Source organism: Streptomyces hokutonensis (assembly GCF_042751305.1).
Classification (GTDB): Bacteria; Actinomycetota; Actinomycetes; order Streptomycetales; family Streptomycetaceae; genus Streptomyces; species Streptomyces hokutonensis_A.
This window is the reverse complement of record NZ_JBHYWD010000009.1, coordinates 170,587-187,728: the sequence shown is the minus strand read 5'-3', so window position 1 is coordinate 187,728 and position 17,142 is coordinate 170,587. Positions and strand designations below refer to the sequence as shown.

At 71.5% G+C, this 17,142-nt stretch carries 16 protein-coding genes and 1 tRNA gene; 5 read left to right on the top strand and 12 right to left on the bottom strand.

From position 1 onward, the window contains the following. Positions 1–112 precede the first annotated feature (112 nt). The 4 genes from mshC to ACFXC1_RS24530 form a co-directional block, all read right to left on the bottom strand. Positions 113–1,342 (bottom strand): cysteine--1-D-myo-inosityl 2-amino-2-deoxy-alpha-D-glucopyranoside ligase, encoded by a 1,230-nt coding sequence (mshC, locus tag ACFXC1_RS24545; RefSeq protein ID WP_262058424.1) that lies wholly within the window; start codon positions 1,340–1,342, stop codon positions 113–115. A gap of 94 nt (positions 1,343–1,436) precedes the next feature. Beyond that, positions 1,437–2,255, bottom strand: coding sequence for an SCO1664 family protein (locus ACFXC1_RS24540; RefSeq protein WP_381245828.1), 819 nt, complete (start codon positions 2,253–2,255; stop codon positions 1,437–1,439). Then, on the bottom strand, positions 2,219–2,809 hold the full coding sequence (locus ACFXC1_RS24535) for a DUF3090 domain-containing protein (protein WP_019066074.1): 591 nt from the start codon (positions 2,807–2,809) through the stop codon (positions 2,219–2,221). The genes ACFXC1_RS24540 and ACFXC1_RS24535 overlap by 37 nt, the downstream gene beginning before the upstream one ends. 75 nt (positions 2,810–2,884) lie before the next feature. Further along, positions 2,885–3,571: a histidine phosphatase family protein gene (locus ACFXC1_RS24530; protein ID WP_381245826.1), complete on the bottom strand. Its 687-nt coding sequence runs from the start codon at positions 3,569–3,571 to the stop codon at positions 2,885–2,887. 62 nt (positions 3,572–3,633) lie between these two features. Here ACFXC1_RS24530 and corA point away from each other — a divergent pair, with 62 nt between their 5' ends. Beyond that, positions 3,634–4,632, top strand: a complete 999-nt coding sequence (corA, locus tag ACFXC1_RS24525; protein WP_381245824.1) for a magnesium/cobalt transporter CorA — start codon at positions 3,634–3,636, stop codon at positions 4,630–4,632. 15 nt (positions 4,633–4,647) lie between these two features. Here the strand turns inward: corA and ACFXC1_RS24520 are convergent, their stop codons facing one another. Beyond that, complete coding sequence (locus tag ACFXC1_RS24520) at positions 4,648–5,436, bottom strand: ferritin-like domain-containing protein (RefSeq protein ID WP_381245822.1); 789 nt, start codon at positions 5,434–5,436, stop codon at positions 4,648–4,650. A gap of 234 nt (positions 5,437–5,670) precedes the next feature. Beyond that, positions 5,671–6,726 (bottom strand): LLM class F420-dependent oxidoreductase, encoded by a 1,056-nt coding sequence (locus ACFXC1_RS24515; protein ID WP_359608322.1) that lies wholly within the window; start codon positions 6,724–6,726, stop codon positions 5,671–5,673. A gap of 186 nt (positions 6,727–6,912) precedes the next feature. Between ACFXC1_RS24515 and ACFXC1_RS24510 the strand changes: the two genes are divergently transcribed. Both ACFXC1_RS24510 and ACFXC1_RS24505 read left to right on the top strand, forming a co-directional pair. After that, on the top strand, positions 6,913–7,896 hold the full coding sequence (locus ACFXC1_RS24510) for an aldo/keto reductase (RefSeq protein WP_381245820.1): 984 nt from the start codon (positions 6,913–6,915) through the stop codon (positions 7,894–7,896). Next, positions 7,893–10,127, top strand: coding sequence for a helix-hairpin-helix domain-containing protein (locus tag ACFXC1_RS24505; RefSeq protein WP_381245818.1), 2,235 nt, complete (start codon positions 7,893–7,895; stop codon positions 10,125–10,127). The genes ACFXC1_RS24510 and ACFXC1_RS24505 overlap by 4 nt, the downstream gene beginning before the upstream one ends. A gap of 85 nt (positions 10,128–10,212) precedes the next feature. Here ACFXC1_RS24505 and ACFXC1_RS24500 read toward each other — a convergent pair whose 3' ends face one another. Beyond that, positions 10,213–10,959: a hypothetical protein gene (locus tag ACFXC1_RS24500; protein WP_381245816.1), complete on the bottom strand. Its 747-nt coding sequence runs from the start codon at positions 10,957–10,959 to the stop codon at positions 10,213–10,215. A 47-nt stretch (positions 10,960–11,006) separates the two neighbouring features. Between ACFXC1_RS24500 and ACFXC1_RS24495 the strand changes: the two genes are divergently transcribed. After that, positions 11,007–11,195, top strand: a complete 189-nt coding sequence (locus ACFXC1_RS24495; protein ID WP_005485166.1) for a DUF5703 family protein — start codon at positions 11,007–11,009, stop codon at positions 11,193–11,195. Positions 11,196–11,305: 110 nt separating this feature from the next. Here ACFXC1_RS24495 and ACFXC1_RS24490 read toward each other — a convergent pair whose 3' ends face one another. The 3 genes from ACFXC1_RS24490 to ACFXC1_RS24480 form a co-directional block, all read right to left on the bottom strand. Then, entirely contained in the window at positions 11,306–12,397 is a 1,092-nt protein-coding gene (locus ACFXC1_RS24490) for a chaplin (protein WP_381245815.1), read from the bottom strand. 180 nt (positions 12,398–12,577) lie between these two features. Next, a complete protein-coding gene (gene chpH, locus ACFXC1_RS24485) occupies positions 12,578–12,811 on the bottom strand; it encodes a chaplin ChpH (RefSeq protein ID WP_019066065.1) in 234 nt (77 codons plus the stop codon). Between the two features lie 159 nt (positions 12,812–12,970). Beyond that, a complete protein-coding gene (locus tag ACFXC1_RS24480; RefSeq protein ID WP_381245813.1) occupies positions 12,971–14,296 on the bottom strand; it encodes a M20/M25/M40 family metallo-hydrolase in 1,326 nt (441 codons plus the stop codon). Positions 14,297–14,497: 201 nt separating this feature from the next. Between ACFXC1_RS24480 and ACFXC1_RS24475 the strand changes: the two genes are divergently transcribed. After that, positions 14,498–14,585 (top strand) — tRNA-Leu (locus ACFXC1_RS24475). A 58-nt stretch (positions 14,586–14,643) separates the two neighbouring features. Here the strand turns inward: ACFXC1_RS24475 and ACFXC1_RS24470 are convergent. Together ACFXC1_RS24470 and ACFXC1_RS24465 are read right to left on the bottom strand one after the other, a co-directional pair. Beyond that, positions 14,644–15,477: a class I SAM-dependent methyltransferase gene (locus tag ACFXC1_RS24470; RefSeq protein WP_381245811.1), complete on the bottom strand. Its 834-nt coding sequence runs from the start codon at positions 15,475–15,477 to the stop codon at positions 14,644–14,646. After that, positions 15,474–16,721, bottom strand: a complete 1,248-nt coding sequence (locus ACFXC1_RS24465; RefSeq protein ID WP_381245809.1) for an MFS transporter — start codon at positions 16,719–16,721, stop codon at positions 15,474–15,476. The genes ACFXC1_RS24470 and ACFXC1_RS24465 overlap by 4 nt, the downstream gene beginning before the upstream one ends. Between the last annotated feature and the right edge of the window lie 421 nt (positions 16,722–17,142).

Sequence of the window (17,142 nt, the reverse complement as noted above, 5' to 3'; positions counted from 1 at the left end):
GCCGCCCCTGCTGGTCCACCCGCGCGCTGCTGTCGCGGGCCCCAAAACCCGCTCCAAACCGGGGCTCGACCCGCCCCCCCCTGCCCCCCCGCCCCTGTTCTGTCAGCCGTTGCTAGAGGGCCACGCCCAACAGGGCGTCCACCGCGCGGGATACGACGCCGGGGGCGCCCTCGTCGCTGCCGCCCCGGTCGCGCTGGACGGCGGCCCAGCGGTCGACCGCGGCGAGCGCGGCGGGGGCGTCGAGGTCGTTCGCGAGGGCTTCGCGCATCTCCTCGACGAGCTTCAGGGCGGACGGGCCGTCGGGCCGGGAGACGGCGGCACGCCAGCGGCCGAGCCGGGCGACCGCGTCCGCGAGGACCCCGTCGGTCCACTCCCAGTCGGCGCGGTAGTGGTGGGCGAGCAGCGCCAGCCGGATCGCGGCCGGGTCGACGCCCTCGCGGCGCAGCGCCGAGACGAAGACCAGGTTGCCCTTGGACTTCGACATCTTCTCGCCGTCCAGGGCGACCATGCCTGCGTGGACGTACGCCTTGGCCATGGGGAACTCGCCGGTCAGCACCTGGGCGTGCGAGGCGCCCATCTCGTGATGCGGGAAGGCGAGGTCGGAGCCACCGCCCTGGACGTCGAAGCCCATCCCGAGGTGGTCCAGGGCGATGGCCACGCACTCGATGTGCCAGCCGGGGCGGCCGGCGCCGAGCGAGCCGCCGTCCCAGCTGGGTTCGCCCTCGCGGGCGGCGAGCCACAGGATCGGGTCCAGCGGGTTCTTCTTCCCCGGGCGGTCCGGGTCGCCGCCGCGCTCGGCGGACAGCAGGCGCATCGCGGCGGCGTCGAGGTTCGAGACCTTGCCGAAGTTGGGGTCGGACCCGACGGAGAAGTAGGTGTCGCCCTCGAGTTCGTAGGCGGCACCGGCCTCCCTGAGTCGCTCGACGAGCGGCACGATGCCGGGTATCGCCTCGACCGCGCCGATGTAGTGCTTCGGGGGCAGCATGCGCAGGGCGGTCATGTCCTCGCGGAAGAGCGCGGTCTCCTTCTCGGCGAGGGCGACCCAGTCGACGCCGTCGCGCACCGCGCGCTCCAGAAGCGGGTCGTCGACGTCGGTCACGTTCTGGACGTAGTGAACCTGCCGCTTGGTGTCGAGCCACACGCGCTGCACGAGGTCGAACGCGTTGTAGGTCGCCGCGTGCCCCATGTGGGTGGCGTCGTACGGCGTGATGCCGCACACGTAGAGACGGGCGACGGGACCGGTGTCAGGGGTGACCAGACCGCCGGTCGCGGTGTCGTGGATCCGGAGGTCGCGGCCCTTGCCGGGCAGGGCGGGGACCTCAGAAGCGGGCCAGGCATACATGTCATGAGCGTAACCGGACGGATGTTTCGCATACGAACCGGACCAGGCCGGACGGCCGGTTAGGCGCTCTTGCGCGGTCTCCGCCGGTATGCAGTCACACCGGCGGCCACGGAATGGCCGGCCACTCCCCGCTCGGCTCGGGATGCTTTCCGGCCGCGAGCAGCGCGTCGACCCGCGCGCGCGTGGCGTCGAGTTCGGCGGCGGTGATCAGCTCGGCGAGCTTCCCGGCGAGCCCGGCACCGTCCCTGAGCGCCTCTCTGAGCCCCTGGAGGACCTCGATCGACTCCGGAGGCAGGGACTCGCCCGCCCAGCCCCACAGGAGGGTGCGCAGCTTGTTCTCGGCGTTGAACGTGACACCGTGGTCGATGCCGTAGAGGCGCCCCTCGTCGGCGGGCAGCAGATGGCCGCCCTTGCGGTCGGCGTTGTTGATCACGGCGTCGAGGACGGCGAGCCGGCGCAGCCGCTCGTCGTCGGCGTGCACCAGGAGGGCCGTCTTCCCCTCACCGACCTCGGCGAAGCCGATGGCCTTCCAACCCGGTTCGGGCTCCTCCGCGTCCACCAGGGCGAGCAGTTCCGACTCGGCCGCCGCCTCGATCCACAGCTGGCACATGCCCTCGCCGTACGGCCCGTCGCGCAGCACGGTCGTCGGCACGAGGCCCCAGCCGGTCGCCTCGGAGACCGCGTAGGCGGCGACCTCGCGCCGGGCCAGGTTGCCGTCCGGGAAGTCCCACAGGGGGCGCTCCCCGGCGACCGGCTTGTAGACGCAGGACGCCTCACGGCCCTCGTACGTCACGGAGCAGAACAGCACCGCGTTCGACGCCTCGCGGATGCGTCCGCGTACCTTCAGCTCACCCTTGGCGAGCAGCTCGGCCGTGGTCACGCTCCGCGGCGGTATCCGTTCTGGCGCGGACATACGTGTCCTTCCGGGTCGAGCGGGAGGCTGCACAGCGGGCACGGCGGCCGGCCGGCGTTGACGACGTCGAGGGCGCGCTTGGCGAAGGCGCGGGCCTGTGCTCCGGTGAGCCGGACCCGCAGCATCGGAGGTCCGTTCTCCTCGTCCTGGAGCAGCCGCTCCTCGGCCTCGGCGAGGTCCTCCTCGGACTCCGCGTCGAGCTCCACGAGGGCCTGCGCCTCGACGATCATGCGCTGTTCCTCGCCGTCCCAGGCGAGCGCCATGGTCCCGACGCGGAACTCCTCCTCGACGGGGGTCTCCAGAGGGCGGGTGTCGGAGATCTCGGTGGGGGTGACGGCGGGGACGGCCGCGCTGCCGCCGCTGCGCCGTACGACCTCGTCCAGAAGCTCGTCCATGCGCTCGGCGAGCGCGGCGACCTGCGTCTTCTCCAGGGCCACGCTGGTTACCCGAGGGCCGGCGGCGGCCTGGAGGAAGAACGTACGGCGCCCGGGCAGACCGACCGTACCGGCTACGAAGCGGTCCGGCGGGTCGTAGAGGAACACCTGACGGGACACGTCCTGTCTCCATTGGAATCGACTGCTGACAAGTGCGGCGCTACTGCGACCGCTTCACCCTACTGCGGCCGACGATCACGGTGCGCCCGCGCCGCCCCCGACCGTGGCCTCGTCGCCCGGGGGCTCCTCGCGCGGCGCCAGGGAGGCGAGATCGCCGGTGTCCCCGAGCCGTACGAGAAAAGGCCTGAGACGGGTGTAACGGATCGCGGTGATGGAACACGGTTCTACGGAGATCCGCTGGAAGAGGTCGAGATGAAGTCCGAGTGCGTCCGCGACAAGGGACTTGATGATGTCGCCGTGCGAGCACATGAGGTAGACGGCGTCGGCGCCGTGATCGCGCTCCACGCGCGCGTTCCACTCGCGTACGGCCTCGGCCGCGCGGGTCTGCATCGACCGCATCGACTCGCCGCCGGGGAACGCGGCGGCCGAGGGGTGCGCCTGGACGACCTCCATGAGGGGCTCGTCCTTGAGCTCGGCGAGCTTGCGGCCGGACCAGTCGCCGTAGTGGCACTCCCCGATCCGCTCGTCGGTGTGCGCGCGCAGCTCGGGGCGGGCGTCCAGGAGGGGCTGGAGGGTCTCCTGGCAGCGTTGCAGCGGGCTGGTGACGACCTCGGCGATCGGCAGCGCGGCGAGCCGTCCGGGGAGCGCGGCGGCCTGGGCGTTGCCGCGCTCGTCGAGGGCGACACCGGGTGTCCAGCCGGCGAGCACTCCCCCGGTGTTGGCGGTCGAACGTCCGTGCCGGACAAGGATCAACGTGGGCATGGGGCCAAGGGTAGGCGCACACCGAAGTGCGGTTTTGGCCGGACGGCGGGAGAATACGCACCGTGATCGTCGACTACGCCATCTACCGCGACGGACGCCGGACGGAGGGGCCCGGCGATTTCTCCGACGGCCTCGACCACTGCCGCAGGGTGGGCGACGCGTTCGTCTGGATCGGTCTCTACGAGCCCACCGAGGACGAGTTCGACAAGGTCACCGAGGAGTTCGGACTGCACCCGCTGGCCGTCGAGGACGCCCTGACCGCCCATCAGCGGCCCAAGCTGGAGGTCTACGACGACTCGCTGTTCGTGGTCCTCAAGCCGGTGAGCTACGAGGCGGACAGCGACGTGGTCACCTCCGGCGAGGTCATGGTCTTCGTGGGCGACTCCTTCGTGGTGACCGTCCGGCACGGCGAGGAGTCCCCTCTGGCGGCCGTACGACACCGCCTTGAGGAGGAGCCCGCGATGCTGCGGCACGGTCCCACGGCGGTGCTGTACTCGATCGCCGACGCCGTCGTCGACCACTACGTGGACGTCGCGGGCGAGTTGCAGACCGACCTGGAGGAGCTGGAGGCGGCGGTGTTCTCGCCGGCCGGCGGCGGCTCGCGGACGACGGCCTCGCGGATCTACGCCTTCAAGCGGCAGATCCTGGAGTTCCGCCGGGCCACGGGACCCCTCGCGCAGCCGCTGGCCCGGCTCGCGGGTGTCGGCCTCGCCGGTGACCGGGTGCCGTTCGTGAACGACAAGTCGCGGCCCTTCTTCCGGGACGTGAACGACCACCTGATGAAGGTCAACGAGTCCGTGGAGGGCCTGGACCGGCTGGTCTCGGACGTCCTGTCGGCGCATCTCGCGCAGACCGGCGTCCGGCAGAACGACGACATGCGGAAGATCTCCGGGTGGGCGGCCATGGCCGCGGTGCCCACGATGATCGCGGGCGTCTACGGCATGAACTTCGACCACATGCCGGAGCTGCACTGGCTGTGGGGGTACCCGGCGGTGATCCTGCTGATGGTCGCCCTGGAGGTGCTGTTGTACCGGACGTTCAAGCGGCGCGGCTGGCTGTAGCGCGCCTCTTCGGGATCACGCGAACTCGGGTGCGGCGGTGGCCGGTCCGCCGAGCGCGTCACGCCGTTCCGGCATCCTCAGGGACACCATCCGCCGCCAGCCGCCGAGCCGTTCGTAGGCGTACACGGCGTGGATGCCCGCGGCCAGGGCCGCCGACTTGGCGCGCGGCCAGCCGAGGACGCGTCCCATGTGGGCCATCACGGCGAGGCTGACGTCCCGGTAGATGCGGATCTCGGCGAGCGCGCACTCGCGCAGGGCCCGCTGGATCGTACGGCCGTGTCCCGCGCGCGCGAAGCGCAGCAACTCCTCGTGGCAGTAGGCGAGATGGTTGTCCTCGTCGTTGGAGATCATTCGCACCGCGCGGCCGACGTCGGGGTGATCGGCGAAGTGCCTGCGCAGCAGCTCCATCTGCTCGGAGGCGCGCTGTTCGGTGACCCGGCTGTGCGCGAGGTAGGTGACGATGTCCTGGACGGTGAGCGGCTGGTCGGCCTTGAGCTTCTCGTGCGCGAGACCGATGCCGTGCCGCTCCAGGAGCATCGTGTAGTCGGTGTCCGGGGGCACCGGGACGGGTTCGAGGCCGCGCTTCTTCATGAGGGCGTTGAAAATGCGCCCGTGCTTGTCCTCGTCGGCGCCGTGCCGGCCGATCTTGGGGGCGAGGTCGCGTTCGGCCGGCGGGACGAGGGCGGCGATGCGCCCGTTCTCCCAGCCGCCCTGGGATTCGCCGCTGGCCGCGATGGAGCAGAACAGCCGGAAGGACTCGTCGTCGTCGAGGATCTCCTGGAACAGACTTTTGGCCGACAGCATCTGAGGCACCTCTCTGCAGAATCAGCAGCAATCCGCAAAGAACGAGTCAAATGCGGCACCAGAGGTGCTGCAACAGCTGTGTCGGACGACTCCGCCAAAAGGAGGACCGCCGATATCCCGACGGGGGCGTAACCGCAAGGGCCCGGGCGCGTTGTTCCCCGTGACGGCCGTGGCGGGGAAGACCCCCCGAGCCCCCACCACGGCCGTAGAAAACTTCCGTACGGCGCAGTCGCGTTACGCGAGGCCCGCGCGCTCCAGCGCCTCGGTTCCGGCGCGGAGGGCGGCGATCCGCTCCTCCAGGGTCCAGCCCGCCGGGGCGAGCGTCAGGGTCGTGACTCCGGCCGCCGCGTACTCCTTCATCCGGTCCGCGATGCGGTCCACGGAGCCCAGGAGCGTCGTCTTGTCGATCAGGTCGTGCGGGATGGCGGCGGCGGCGCCGTCCTTGTCACCGGCCAGGTACTTGTCCTGGATCTCGGTCGCCGCCTCCTCGAAGCCCATGCGCCGGGCCTGCTTGTTGTAGAAGTTCTGCTGCCGGCTGCCCATGCCGCCGACGTACAGCGCGGTGTACGGGCGGAAGGTGTCGGCGAGCTTCTCGACGTCCTTGTCCTCGCCGAGGGCGAGCGGGACCGTCGGGACGATGTCGAAGCCCTCGAGGGTCTTGCCCGCCTTCTCGCGCCCGGCGCGCAGGTGCCGTACGGCGGTGTCCTCCAGGTGCTCGGCCGACGGGAAGATCAGCAGCGCGCCGTCGGCGATCTCGCCGGTCTGCTCCAGGTTCTTCGGGCCGATCGCCGCGATGTACAGCGGGATGTGCTCGCGCTCCGGGTGCACGGTCAGCTTGAGGGGCTTGCCGGGGCCGCCGGGCAGCGGCAGCGTCCAGTGCTCGCCGTCGTACGACAGCCGCTCACGGGTCATCGCCTTGCGGACGATCTCGACGTACTCACGCGTGCGGGCCAGCGGCTTGTCGAACTTGACGCCGTACCAGCCCTCGGAGACCTGCGGGCCCGAGACGCCGAGGCCGAGGCGGAAGCGGCCGCCGGAGAGGGAGTCGAGGGTCGCGGCGGTCATCGCGGTCATCGCGGGCTGGCGGGCCGGGATCTGGAAGATGGCCGAGCCGACGTCGATGCGCTCGGTCTGCGCGGCGACCCAGGTGAGCACGGTGGCCGCGTCGGAGCCGTAGGCCTCGGCGGCCCAGCACACGGCGTAGCCGAGGCGGTCGGCCTCCTGGGCCACGGCCAGATTGTCGCCGTCCATTCCGGCACCCCAGTAGCCGAGGTTGATCCCGAGCTGCATGGCAGACCCCTTACCCATCAGTAACGTCGCTGTTGTGCCGACCCTAGCGCGAGGTGGTGCGGGCGGACAGGACGGGTGCCGGTGAGTGGTCACGGAGCGTGCCGTGCGAGGGACTGTGGATCATCGTGGAAATCGGTTATCCACAGGCAACCACAGGCCAGGTTCAGGCCAGTAATCTCGGCGTTCATGGAGCAGAGGCATCTCGGCCGTACCGGCCTTCGTGTGTCCCGGATCGGACTCGGCACCCTCACGTGGGGGCGCGACACCGACGAGCATGACGCCGCGGACCTCTTGAAGGCGTTCTGGGAGGCCGGCGGCACCCTCGTCGACACGGCGGACGTGTACGGCGACGGGGAGGCCGAGTACCTGCTCGGACAGCTCATAGAGGGGCTCGTGCCGCGCCGGGACCTGGTCATCTCGACGAAGGCGGGGAGCGTGCCCGACCCCGACCGCCGCTTCGACGGCTCGCGCGGCCATCTGCTCGCCGCGCTGGACGCCTCGCTGGCCCGCCTCGGCACGGACTACGTCGACCTGTGGCACATCCACGCCTTCGACCCGTTCACCCCGCTGGAGGAGACCCTCCAGGCCCTCGACCTGGCGGTCAGCAGCGGGCGGGCGCGCTACGCGGGCGTCTCCAACTACTGCGGCTGGCAGCTCGCCAAGGCGGCGACCTGGCAGCTGGCGGCGCCGGGCACGCGGACGCGGCTGGCGAGCACACAGCTGGAGTACTCGCTGCTGCAGCGGGGCGTGGAGCGCGAGGTGCTGCCGGCCGCGCTCGACCTGGGCATCGGACTGCTGCCCTCCTCGCCGCTCGGGCGCGGGGTGCTCACCGGCAAGTACCGCAACGGCACACCGGCCGACTCGCGCGGCGCCTCGGACCACATGGGGCTCTTCGTCGCGCCCTACCTCGACGACACGGCGAGCCGCATCGTGGACGCCGTGACCACGGCCGCGGACGGGCTCGCCGTGACACCCCTCCAGGTCGCCCTGGCCTGGGTCCGCGACCGGCCCGGGGTGGCCGCCCCGATCGTCGGCGCGCGCAACGCGCAGCAGCTCACGGCCGCATTGTCAGTGGAGGCGCTTAGTCTTCCTGACGAGATCTGCCGAGCGCTCGACGATGTGTCGGCGCCTCTGCACCGCTATCCCGATCACGACTGGAGCACGCTGTGAGCACGGACCCGGAGACCACGGAGACCTCGCCGGCCGAGGACACGGAGGTGACGCGGGACGCCGTGACGGACGCCGCCGAGGACACGGGCACCGGCACGGAGGCCGGTGAGGGTGCCGAGGCCACGACCGCTGAGGGCTCCGAAGCCGCCGGTGAGGCCACCACGGAGCTGGCAGCCACTCCCGAACTCTCCGAAGCCGCCGCCGAGTTGCTCGCGCAGCGGCTGGAGCGGGAGCGGATCGAGCGGCGGAAGGCGGAGAAGGCCGGGCCCATCGCGGCCGGGACCAAGCTGAGCGGCACGGCCGCCGATCTGCTCGCGGCCGTGCGAGCCGTGGAGAGCGGCGAGAAGCCCGTGGCCACCGCGTTCGCCACGCCGGAGCCCGCGCCGCGCCCGTCCGCCACTCCTGAGGCGGTACGGCGACCCCAGCCCGTCGCGGCCGAGCCAGGCGCTCCGGCTGGCGAGACCGTCGCAACCGTACGGCGGGTACTGGCCGAAGGCGGCGCCCCCGAGACCCTCGCGGCACAGGTCGCGGCGGCCCTCGGCGAGGGCGCGGACGACCGACTCCGCGAGGATCCCTGGCAGTTGCTGCGCGTCGCGGGAGTGCGGCCCGAGCAGGCCGACGGGTTCGCGCGGGCGCTGCTCGGCGCCGAGTGCGCGCCGGACGACGAGCGGCGGGGCCGGTCGGTCACCGGCTGGCTCCTGGAGCAGGCGGCCCTGGCGGGGCACACGGCCCTGGAGGCCTCGGCGTTGACGGCCGCACTGGCCAAGCAGGGCGTGCCCGACCCGGACGCGGCGACGCAGAGCGCCATCGCGGAGGGCGAAGTACTGGTGTTCCAGGACGCGTTGGACGAACCCGCGGTCCCGGTGCAGCGCACGGACGACGAGGCGGAAGCAGAAGAGGGCGCGGAGCGTCCGGTCCGGGTGCTGATCGGCCTGGAGCGGTACGCGCTCGCCGAGGAGAGCCTCGCCGACGGACTGGCCAAGCTGATCAACTCGGTGCCGAAGGAGGACGGTTCGGCGGCGGAGTGGGAGCAGGCAGGTGCCGCCAAGGGGTCCACCGGCGAGCTGATCCGCGCGGTCGCGGGACACGGCCTGGTGCTGCACACCGGCGGCGAGGCTTCCCACGAGGAACCGGCCGCGCTGCTGCACGCGGCAGCGGGCTTCGGGCTGCGCGCCTGGGCCGCCGCGTACACCCCTGTGGGCCGGGACCGGTTCGCCGAGCTGCTGACGCGGTCCGCGGAGGCGGACGCGGAGGGTGCCGGGCCCGGCGACGGACCCCAAGTGGCAACCGTGGCCGGACTGTTGGCCGGTGCCGAAGGCCCCGGACGGGACACGGACGGTGCCCTGGACCTGGATCTCCTCGTCGTGCTCGACGCGCCTCAACTGGACGTCGAGACGGCGGCGTTGCTCACCGAGTCGCTGCCGGACGGCGCCCGGCTGGTGCTGGCCGGAGACCCGGCGGTGCTGTGGTCTGCGGGCCCCGGGCGGGTCTTCGCCGATCTGCTCGCCGCGCGGGCCTGCCCCCACGTGGTCTCGCGCCGCCCCGACCTCGGTCCCGTGGGCGAACTGGTCTCCGGCATCGGCATCGGCGAGCTGAACCAGGTGGAGGCCCCCGGCAAGGAGGTCGTGATCGTGCCGGTGCGGGACGCCGGCGAGGCCGTGCACCGGACGGTGCAGCTCGTCGCCGACTCGGTGCCGCGCGTGATCGGCGTCCCCGCCGAGCAGACCGCGGTGATCACACCGGGCCACGGCGGCGCGGCCGGCACCCGTGCCCTCAACGTGGCGCTGAAGGAGCGGCTCAACCCCGGCCCCGGCCGGTTCGGCGGCTTCGACCCCGGTGACCGGGTCGCGTACTCCCCCGCCCCGGGGCGTACGGTCTCCGGCCGGGTGCTGACGGCCGACGCCAAGGGGCTGCATCTCGATTGCCCCGACGGCCTGGTCGTGGTACCGAAGGAGCGGGTGGAGCAGTCCGTGCGGCACGGGTGGGCGTTGACCGCGCATCAGGCGGTCGGGGCGCGGTGGCCCGCCGTGGTCGTGGTGCTGCCCGGGGACGCGGCGCAGGCCCTCAGCCGGCCCTGGGTGTACACGGCGTTCAGCCGGGCGGACCGTCATCTCTCCGTGGTGCACGGCGTCGATCAGGCGCTGCCCCGGGCCGTCGCCGAGGTCCCGGCGAAGCCGCGCACGACCCGCCTGCCGGTGCTGCTGCGACCGCAGGTTCCGGTCGGGAGCTGAACACCACGACGGCGGCGGTCCCGGAGGGCTTCCTCCGTGACCGCCGCCGTCGTCGTTCGTCACAGTCGGTACGGCGAGGCGCGGCTCAGCGGTCCGCTTCGAGCGCCTCCAGGTCCTCGTCCTCGTCGAGATCCGCGTCGAGGTCGGGATCGAGCTCGTCCTCGATTCCGTCCTCGATCTCCGCCCCGGGCTCGTCCACCTCGTCGAGGTCGTCCAGATCGTCGTCGATCTCGTCGTCGAAGACCGCGCTGACGTCGAATCGGCACACCACCCGCTGCGGATCGACCCCCTCGAAGGGGGCCTCCAGCCAGGCGCCGGGTTCGGCCGCTTCGTCGGAGGCGGTCACCCACAGCGTGGAGTCGCCCTCCTCGAGGCCGAACTCCTTGGGCCGGGAGGCGATCTCGTCGGCCTCGAACTCGTCGAAGAGGATGCCGAGCGCGCCATGGATCGTGCCGGAGGCCTCCGTACCCGTGCCGTCGCCGACCGCCGCCTCGACCCGCTGCGCCTGGGCGAGCAGTCGCTGCGGCTCCGCCACCGCGTAGTCGCGACGGATCAGCACGCTCACCGCGTTCGGCTCCTCGGGGCCGGTGTACGGCGGCAGGGAGTCGTCGGTACCGGGGATCTCGAAAGGCGTGACCTCGTCATAACGGTCGTAGAGCAGCTCGTCGTAGACCTCGGCCGCCGCGGCGAGCTGGTTGAACGCCTCGTAGACGGCCGGGTCGTCCTCCCCCGACCGGCCTTCGACCGCGGCCAGGTGGCGGTCGAGCGCGGTCTTGACCGCCTCGGCGGCGGCGCGTACCTCGGCAGCGGTGGGCTGCGCAGCATCAGACATAGTGCAGACGCTATCCGTACAGGGGCTCTGCCCGCACAATAGATGCGATGCCGGAATACGAATTTGTCGACGTGTACGTACCGCGCGGGGTCTCCCGCAAGGACGCCACACGTCTGCTGACGGACCACGCCGAGTACGGACACTGGGAATTGGACCGACTGAGCCTGCTGCGCGACGGCAGCCGCAGGGTGCGGTTGCGCCGGCGGATCATCCGCCAGGTGCGTGCCACGTGGTGAGCTGAGTCGGGCGAAACGGAGCGGGCCCCGGCTGTGCGGGGCCCCTCCGTTGCGCAGATCACATGTTCCCGGGCGCCTGTTCCCAGTTCCCGGATGCTTGTTCCCAGGCGCTAGGCCATGGCCTTCGCCTTGCGGTAGAGCACCGCGCCCGCGAGCAGCGCGCCCGCTCCGACCGGCAGCGCGAGGCCCAGCGGCAGCTCGCTGCCGGTGTGCGCGAGCTGCGGAGCGCCCTGCGACTGGACGGCGGACTGCGCGGCGCCGGGCTGGGTGACGTGCGCGGCGCCGGTCGGCGTGTGACCGCCGTTGACCGGAGAGATGCCGCCCGGCGAACCGGGGTGGGCGGGAGTGCCCGGGTGGGTGGGAGTTCCGGCGTGGCCCGGAGTGCCCGGGTGGCCCGGCGTCCCCGGCGGGGTCGTCCCGTGGCCGCCGCCCGGAGGCGTGCCGTGGTGACCGCCGCCGTGGTGACCGCCACCCCCGTGGTGACCACCGCCGCCGTGCTCGCCCCCATCACCGTGGTGTCCACCACCGTGGTGTCCGCCGCCACCGTCGTGGCCTCCGCCGTGGTGGCCCCCGCCACCGTGCTGCCCGCCACCGCCCGGAGGCGTCCCGTGGTGGTGGCCGCCGTCGTGCCGGCCGCCGCCGTTGGCGCAGTCGTTGCCGGTGGCGGAGTTGCCGACGCCGATGACGTCGACGCTGTTGCCGCACACGTTCACCAGCACGTCGATCGGTACCTGGACGTGGTTGCCCGAGCCGACGCCGGGCGAGCCGGAGGTGTGTCCGCCGGCGTACGAGCCCCCTGAGCCGCCGTGCGCGCCGTGCCCGCCGGAGTCCCCGTGCCCGCCCGAGCCGCCGTAACCGCCGTGGCCTCCGGAGTTGCCGTAACCCCCCGAGTCGCCGTACCCCCCGGACGAGCCGTGACCCCCCGAACCCCCGTGGCCGTGGCCGTGCCCGCTGCCGCCGCCCGGGTTGGCGCACTTGTTGCCGACCGCCGGGTTGAGGATCCCGACCACGTTCACGGTGTTGCCGCATACGTTGACCGGCACATGCACCGGTGCCTGCACGGTGTTGCCGGACAGTACGCCGGGCGAGTCCGAGGCGGAGCCGCTCGCGCCCGAGTCGGCGTGGGCGACACCGCCCGCGGCGGCGATCACCCCGGTCGCCGCCGCCATGGTCATCAAGCTCTTTCGCGTGACCTGTCGCATTGCTGAATTCCCCCCTGCCTTCATTCCTGACTGAATTTCCTCACGCGACTTCTCGAACGACTTCCCGCTCGATTTCTCGCTCGGTTTCCCGCTCGGTTTCTCGCGCAAAGACCGTCGGCCCCGGAGCGCATGGCGCGCGCTCCGGGGCCGAGGATGTGGTCACCCCTCAGTGGGACGACGTCACTTGTTGATGCAGGTGTTGCCGAAGGCAGGGTTCAGCAGACCGATCACCGAGATCGTGTTGCCGCACACGTTCACCGGGACGTGCACGGGAACCTGGATGACGTTGCCGGAAACGACACCCGGGGAGTGCACGGCGGCACCCTGAGCGCCCGAGTCGGCGACGGCCAGGCCCGCTCCCGCGAGAACCAGGCCACCAGTGGCAGCCGCAGCGGCGACGACCTTCTTGATCATTATTCCTCCTTGTTGGCAAAAGCGATCTCGTGTTGCCGATCGCATCACCTGTAACGAGGAGGGAGTAATGGAGCTACGAGCTTATGAGCACATTCACTCGTCCCAGTCGCCTCCCGCACGCGCGGTCGAATTCAGGCGTCAACCGGTGTCACCCGCGTCTCACGACGCGTCGATGAACCGGTCCAGCACCCGCACCCCGAACTTCAGCCCCTCCACCGGCACCCGCTCGTCGACGCCGTGGAACATGCCAGCGAAGTCCAGCTCCGGCGGCAGCTTGAGCGGGGCGAAGCCGAAGCCGCGGATGCCGAGGTCGTCGAAGGACTTGGCGTCCGTACCGCCGGAGAGCATGTACGGGATCGCCTTCGCGGTCGGGTCCTCGGCGAGCAGTGAGGACTGCATGGCCTCGACCAGGGGACCGTCGAAGGAGGTCTCCAGGGCCTTGTCCGAGTGCACGTCCTCGCGCTTGACCTTCGGGCCGAGGATGCGGTCGAGGTCGGCGAGGAACTCCTCCTCGTGGCCCGGCAGGAAGCGCCCGTCGATGTTCGCGGTGGCCTCGCCGGGGATGACGTTGACCTTGTAACCGGCGTTCAGCTGCGTCGGGTTGGCGGTGTTGCTGAGGGTCGCGCCGATGAGCTTGGCGATGCCGCCGAGCCGCTTGAGGGTCGACTCCATGTCCTCGGGGTCGAGCGGGGTGCCGAGCGCGTCGCCGAGTTCGTCGAGGAAGGCCCGGGTCGTCTTGGTGACCCGCACCGGGAACCTGTGCCGGCCGACCCGGGCGACGGCCTCGGACAGCTCGGTGATCGCGTTGTCCCGGTGGATCATCGACCCGTGGCCTGCCGTACCGGCCACGGTCAGCTTCAGCCAGTGCATGCCCTTCTCGGCCGTCTGGATCAGATAGAGCCGCCGCTCATCGCTCACCGTGAACGAGAACCCGCCGACCTCGCTGATGCCCTCGGTGACGCCGTCGAACAGCTCCCGGTGGTTGTCGACGAGGTGCCGCGCCCCGTACGTACCGCCCGCCTCCTCGTCCGCGAGGAAGGCGATCACGATGTCGCGCGGGGGCCGGCGCCCGCTGCGCAGCCGGTCGCGGACGACCGCCAGGGTCATCGCGTCCATGTCCTTCATGTCGACCGCGCCGCGCCCCCACACGCACCCGTCGGCGACCTCGCCGGAGAAGGGGTGGTGGGTCCAGTCCGCCGCGTTCGCCGGTACGACGTCCAGGTGGCCGTGGATGAGCAGCGCGGGCCGGGAGGGGTCCGTGCCCTCGATCCGGGCCACCGTGGAGGCGCGTCCCGGGTGCGACTCGAAGATCTTCGGTTCGAGGCCCACCTCGGCGAGCTGCTCGGCGACGTACTCGGCCGCCTTGCGCTCACCCGGGCCCGAGTGGTCGCCGTAGTTGCTGGTGTCGATCCGGATCAGCTCGCGGCAGAGGTCCACGACCTCGTCCTCACCGGTGACGCCCTTGGCCGTGTCCGTGTCGCTCACGCTGCTTCCTCCCACTGCTGTCACTGCCGGCGGTTCCCCCTCATCCTCCCTCTCCCCGGCCCGCACCCCAAGGGTGGTCCGCCCCCGTCACACGCCGTTCACGCGGGACGGGGGTGGGAACAGGGGGTGATCGGCCACCCCTGGAAGCCTGGTAATGTTTCCTTCGTCGCCGCGGGGGAAACCACGCGCGACAGACACCTTGTCCGGGTGGCGGAATGGCAGACGCGCTAGCTTGAGGTGCTAGTGCCCTTTATCGGGCGTGGGGGTTCAAGTCCCCCCTCGGACACCAGCTGGAACCCCACTTCGTGTGGGGTTTCTTGCGTTTCGGGACTGTGGCCGCACGACGTTCAGTCGGATGTCGATGTCAGCGTCAGGGTGGCGATGTAGTCGGTAGCCGTGTCGTCGGGGGCGGTGTCGGTGAGCTGCCAGCCGGTTCCGGCGGCCAGCCCGGCGAGTTCGCGGGGGGCCAGGCACAGGTAGTGGAACCAGTGGGTGGTCACGTCGCGGTAGCGGATCCGCAGGGTGCGCTGACCGGCGATGCGGCCCGCGCGCAGGTTCCGCCGGTTGTAGGGCAGCTGTTGCGGGTCCCGGGAGTCGGTCATGTTGTGGCCCTGGCCGATGACGACGGCCCCGGGTGCGGCCATCGCGGCCAGGGCGCGGAGGAACCGGGGCGCCCGCTCCCGGCTTTCCAGGAGGCCCAGGTTGGCGCCGAGCAGCAGGAAGGTGTCGTAGCGCGCCCCGGAACCGGCGTGTTCGTCGACCGTGCCGTGGACCAGGGACCGGACGCCTTGCCGCCGGCACACCTCCAGCGCGCCGGCCGAGACGTCCAGCGCGGTGACGTCGTGGCCGCGCTCCAGGAGGACGCGCGCGGCGCGTCCGCCGCCGGCGCCGATGTCCAGGACCCGGTGGCCCTTGACCAGGTCCAGCGCTTGGCGGTCCTCGTCGGGCCACTGGTCGATCGGTGCGAGCCAGGAGGTGAGGGGAGCCGATTTCACGAAGCCGTCGTCGCGTTCGATGATCTGCAGGACCGGGGCGGCATCCGGGTCCGCCCGGTGGGCGGCGAGCAGCAGGTCCCCGATCGCGTCACCGGTCCGGGGGCCGTGACGGTCTCCCGGGTCCTGCGGGTCCAGAGGTTGGCCGGAATCACCGCCGGTGGCAGCCGTGACGGTGGGGGTGTTCATCGGGTCTCCTCGGTCAGCACGGGTGGCACGGCGACCGCCCCGGCGGGGTCGGTGAGCGGCCGGAACGTGGCCAGCAGCATCAGCACCGTCCCGGCGGCACACCAGGCGCCGATGACGGTCGGGGTGGGCAGGCGCTCGCTGAGTGCGCCCGTGATCAGGATCGCGGCTCCCTGGGCGAGCTGCACGCCGCCGTTCATCACACCGAACGCCCGGGCCCGGTATTCCTGGGCGAGCGCCTGCTTGAACAGGGTCTGCGCGGCGGGCAGCAGCAGCGCCATGGCTATCCCGGAGACGGTGACCACGACCACCACCACGGCCAGTGGCGGGTTGAGCAACGCAGGGACCAGGACCAGCGGTGCCAGGACGGCCAGTGGGCGCATCAGCAGGGTCCGGACCCGGGGCGACAGCAGACGGTTCAGAACCAGGCCGCCGATGGCGACGCCGAGCGGGTTGGCGGCCATGATCAGGCCCTGGGTCCTGCCACCGCCGCCCAGGTCGGACGCCCAGGCGGCGGCCAGGCCCTCCGGGACGATCACGAAGGTGACCACGCCGAAGGTGATGATCGCGATCGCGCGCAGCAGCGGGTCGCCGAACACCACCGCGTATCCCTGGCCCGTCTCGCGCCACAGGCCGGTGCGGCGGGCGGCTGTCAGCCCCGCGGGACGTTTGCGGACGTACAGGCGCAGCAGCAGCGCCGAACCGAGGAACGTGAGGGCGTTCAGAGCCAGCGCCACCTGGGGGCTGTATCCGGCGATCACTCCGCCGAGGGCGTACCCGGCGACCTGCGCGGCGTGCAGGACGGAGTTGTTGAGTGCCAGGGCCAGCGGATACCGGTCGCCGGTCAGGATCTCCGGGAGCTGGGCGGAGCGGGCCGCCTCGAACGGTGGCGACGCCAGCCCGCCGGCCAGCAGCAGCGCGAAGAGGACCGGGATCGGCAGGCCCGGAATCGCGACCAGTCCGATCAGCACCGCGCGGATCAGATCGCAGGAGATCATCACCGTGCGCGCGGGGTACCGTTCGGCGACCGCGGCGAGCACGGGGCCCGCGAACAGCCAGGGCAGATACCCGATGGCGAACGCGGCACCGGAGGCCAGCGCCGAACTGGTCCGCTCGTACACCAGCAGAGTGACTGCGGCCTTGCACAGATAGTCCCCGGTCCAGGACAGCGCACTCGCGACGAACACCGCACGGTATTCCGTCACCGCCCACAGCACCCGATAGCCCACCGGCCGGTCGGCTGCCACCAGACGAATCCCCTTCCTCCGCTGCGAGACACCCGGTGCAAGGCGGCGACCCGCGACCGAAGTCGATTCTTTCGCCATTTAGCCTCACGGCCGTCCCCTGTGACAAGCCCCGACTTCATCGGCTCGTGTGCGAACGCAGAGGGTTAACAGGGGAGTTGGCCGAATCTGATTCCGGGAGTGTCTGATCGACGACATATGCCGGAACGCGCCCCGCGGGAGTCCGTGGCCCGGATCCGACCGACGCCAGGAGGGAGTCCTCGCCGGTTTTGTGGGGGATGTCTCCATCGATCGGAAGATCAGCAGGTCAGAGCGTTGCCGATTGCTCACGGAGCGCCCCCGTTCGGCCGCCCCGAGTGGCCGTCGGCGGGCGGGGCGCCTAGCGTCGTACTAAAATTTCCGGCTTGTTACGGAACGGAGCTGG

Bases quoted from the DNA above. Each gene is read 5' to 3' on its own strand.
- ACFXC1_RS24470 (WP_381245811.1), bottom strand. From the start codon at position 15,477: ATGAACACCCCCACCGTCACGGCTGCCACCGGCGGTGATTCCGGCCAA.
- ACFXC1_RS24500 (WP_381245816.1), bottom strand. From the start codon at position 10,959: ATGTCTGATGCTGCGCAGCCCACCGCTGCCGAGGTACGCGCCGCCGCC.
- mshC (WP_262058424.1), bottom strand. From the start codon at position 1,342: ATGTATGCCTGGCCCGCTTCTGAGGTCCCCGCCCTGCCCGGCAAGGGC.
- ACFXC1_RS24530 (WP_381245826.1), bottom strand. From the start codon at position 3,571: ATGCCCACGTTGATCCTTGTCCGGCACGGACGTTCGACCGCCAACACC.
- ACFXC1_RS24490 (WP_381245815.1), bottom strand. From the start codon at position 12,397: ATGCGACAGGTCACGCGAAAGAGCTTGATGACCATGGCGGCGGCGACC.
- ACFXC1_RS24540 (WP_381245828.1), bottom strand. From the start codon at position 2,255: ATGTCCGCGCCAGAACGGATACCGCCGCGGAGCGTGACCACGGCCGAG.
- ACFXC1_RS24510 (WP_381245820.1), top strand. From the start codon at position 6,913: ATGGAGCAGAGGCATCTCGGCCGTACCGGCCTTCGTGTGTCCCGGATC.
- ACFXC1_RS24515 (WP_359608322.1), bottom strand. From the start codon at position 6,726: ATGCAGCTCGGGATCAACCTCGGCTACTGGGGTGCCGGAATGGACGGC.
- ACFXC1_RS24520 (WP_381245822.1), bottom strand. From the start codon at position 5,436: ATGCTGTCGGCCAAAAGTCTGTTCCAGGAGATCCTCGACGACGACGAG.
- ACFXC1_RS24495 (WP_005485166.1), top strand. From the start codon at position 11,007: ATGCCGGAATACGAATTTGTCGACGTGTACGTACCGCGCGGGGTCTCC.
- chpH (WP_019066065.1), bottom strand. From the start codon at position 12,811: ATGATCAAGAAGGTCGTCGCCGCTGCGGCTGCCACTGGTGGCCTGGTT.